Source organism: Dietzia sp. B44 (assembly GCF_014145245.1).
Lineage (GTDB): Bacteria > Actinomycetota > Actinomycetes > Mycobacteriales > Mycobacteriaceae > Dietzia > Dietzia natronolimnaea.
This window is the reverse complement of the sequence record NZ_JAALEF010000028.1, coordinates 1-2,928: the sequence shown is the minus strand read 5'-3', so window position 1 is coordinate 2,928 and position 2,928 is coordinate 1. Positions and strand designations below refer to the sequence as shown.

The 2,928-nt window shown below is 70.7% G+C and carries 2 protein-coding genes and 1 pseudogene; all 3 read left to right on the top strand.

Going from position 1 to position 2,928, the window contains the following annotated elements:
- Positions 1-550: pseudogene (locus G6017_RS01345) on the top strand (amidohydrolase family protein); the annotation flags it as partial.
- Positions 547-2,067, top strand: coding sequence for a phospholipase D-like domain-containing protein (locus G6017_RS01340; RefSeq protein WP_182615547.1), 1,521 nt, complete (start codon positions 547-549; stop codon positions 2,065-2,067). The pseudogene G6017_RS01345 and the gene G6017_RS01340, both read left to right, overlap by 4 nt.
- A gap of 110 nt (positions 2,068-2,177) precedes the next feature.
- Positions 2,178-2,928, top strand: a 751-nt coding sequence (locus G6017_RS01335) for a hypothetical protein (protein WP_182615544.1), incomplete at its 3' end; no start/stop codon positions are given.

The window sequence follows — 2,928 nt, the reverse complement described above, 5'->3', positions numbered from 1 at the left end:
GGTCGCCGACGCCGAGGAGCTGCCGCTGCTGCGGGGGGCCAAGGCCGAGGGGCTGCGCGTGACCGCCTCCACGAGCCCGCACCTGCTCGCCCTGGTCTCGGAGGTCACCCACGGGGGCGCGGCCGCCGCCGACCTTGATCCCCCGATCCGGGACGCCGCCACGCGCGAACTCCTCTGGGACGCCCTCCGCGACGGCACCGTCGACGCGATCGCCTCCGCCCGACTCGGTCTCTCGGTGGTGTGGACGGAAGCACGCCGGAGGGGGTGTGATCTCTCGGACGTGGCCGGCTGGATGTCCGGGACGACGGCCGCGATCGTCGGTCTCGAGGACCGGGGGGAGATCCGGACGGGTCTGAGGGCCGACTTCACCGCCGTCGCGGACGACGAGGCGTTCGTCGTCCTCCCCGGTGCCCGGGAGCTCGGTTCCGCCGACTCGGTGTACGCGCAGAGGGCCCTGGCGGGAGTGGTCCGCTGGACCATGACCGACGGCCGGTTCGTCGATCCCCGCTCCCTGCCCCGGGGCGCCGTCCTGTCCCGATCCGCCACATGAACCCCGCCGTCGACCGACTGGCGTTCCTCCCGTTCCCGGCGGGCGTGACCTCGGCCCTGCTCATCACCGAGTACGCCATCAAGATCCTCGCCCTGGGCATGGTCCCGGAGAATCGGCAGCCCTCCTCCTCTCAGGCCTGGTTGCTGGCGATCCTGTTCATCCCGATCGTCGGCGTGCCGCTGTTCCTGCTGCTGGGAAACCCGTACATCACCGGCCGACGGCACGTCATCCAGGCCGAGGCCAACCGGCTCTACGAGGAGGCGCTGGAGAAGTGGCCCACGGTCCCCGACAGCGTGCGGATCCCGCCCGGGGTGCGGACGGTTCTCGAGATGAACCGGAACCTCACCGCGATCCCGTGCATGTCCGGCGAGTTCGTGGGGCTGTACTCGGACTACGCGGCCTCGCTCGCCACGATGACGGACGCGGTGCGGTCCGCCCGGGACCACGTGCACATCGAGTTCTACGCCCAGTCCTGGGACGACGAGACCGACGAGTTCTTCACCGCCGCGGTCGAGGCGGCGGAGAGGGGGGTGACGGTCAGGGTGCTGGTCGACCACCTCGGGTCCCTGCGGTACCGGGGCTTCAAGGTGCTACGACGGAGGTTGCGCCACTCGCCGGTCGAGATGCACCTCATGCTGCCGATCAACCCGTTCGTCGGGAGGTTCCGCCGGCCCGACCTGCGCAACCACCGCAAGATGCTCATCGTCGACGGCGACCACGGGTTCATCGGCTCGCAGAACCTCATCGCCCGGAACTACGGTAGCCCCCGCAACACCCGCCTCGGCCGGGAGTGGGTGGACCTCATGATGGAGGTCCGGGGTGAGATCGTCCAGGCGATGAACGGGGTGTTCGCGGTGGACTGGTACTCCGAGAGCGGTGAGGTCATCGAGACCTTCGAGGAGCTCTCCCGCGGCACGTCGGTCGGTGCCGGAGGCGCGGGAGGCGACCCCACCGCCGGCGACCCGGTCAGCGCCTTCCAGCTCGTCCCCTCGGGGCCCGGATACCGCACGCAGCCGAACCTGCGCATGTTCACCCAGCTCATCGGCCAGGCCGAGCACAGGATCAGGATCGTCAGCCCGTACTTCGTCCCGGACGAGGCGTTGCTCCACTCGATCACCTCCGCGTCCTACAGAGGTGTCGACGTGGAGTTGTTCGTCCCCGAACACGCGGACCAGTTCATGGTCCACCACGCCCAGCGGTCCTACTACCGTGCACTCCTCGAGGCCGGGGTGCGGATCAACAGGTTCCGCTCGCCGGCGGTACTGCACACCAAGATGATGTTGATCGACGACTACGGCGGTGTGGTGGGGTCGAGCAACATGGACCAGCGGTCGTTCAACCTGAACTTCGAGATCAGCCTGCTGGTGCTCGGCGGGGAGGCGCTGACCGAGATGAACGACGCGGTGGACGCCTACCTCGAGGAGAGCACGCCTCTCGGCCTGGGTACCTGGCAGCGCCGTCCCTGGCCGGGGCGGTACGTCGACAACGTCGCGCGACTGAGTTCGGCACTCCAGTAGGGGCCGGCCCCGCGGCGGGGCCCGGCCCGGCAGTCCGGATCGGCCCTGTAGTAGTACGCTTTGCGTGCGTGGGCCGGTAGGGCCCTGCTCATGACGAGAGGCCAGCACAGATGCCCCAGAACCGTGGTTCCGGACTCCGGACCAGGCGCATCGGCGCCGTCGTCGCCGCGACCGCCCTGGCGGCGGTCGCGACCCCGGCCGTGGTGCACGGCCAGGAGGCCTCGGGTTCCGACTCCTCGGTGCCCACCCAGACCGGCAACAGCAGCGTCGACGGCTTGACCGGCCTGATCCCCGAGGAGATCGTGGTCGGCAACCCCGGCTTCGGCGCGGGATCCGAGGGGTTGCGGGACATCGGGAGCGGAGTGGTGCCGGACACCGCGCTGTCCGTCGGCCAGGTCCTGGGCTCGGTGGCACCGCTCGAGGCGCTGGGGTCCGCGGGTGGATCCGCGGTGGCCTCCGTGGCCTCCTCCGGCAGCCTGCCCGGGTCCGTCTACGTCAACCCGACCGGCTCGATCGGGTCGGGCACCATCGGGCTCGGCTCGCTCTCGATCCCCGAGTACATCTTCCCGGTCCTCAGCGTGCAGTTCGCCGGCGGGTTCTTCGCCGCCCTGGCCGAGCGCCAGGAGGCCGGAGAGCTCTACCCGCACGAGCTGACGTTCTGGAACGACGTGGTGGTGGGCTCGGCCGAGGCCGGCGGGTTCCTCGAGGACGCCGCCGCCGACGCCGGCACCGAGCTCCCCGGCGCACTGGCCGGAAGCATCGACGCGGTGCAGCGTTCCGCGTTGCAGGACCCGTTCGAGGAGAACGAGCGGCGCAGGGCCATCGCGGAGGCCGCCGCGGAGGCGGAGGCCGCGGGCGAGG

Coding starts and splice junctions, on each gene's coding strand:
- G6017_RS01340 (WP_182615547.1), top strand. CDS start 547: ATGAACCCCGCCGTCGACCGACTGGCGTTCCTCCCGTTCCCGGCGGGC.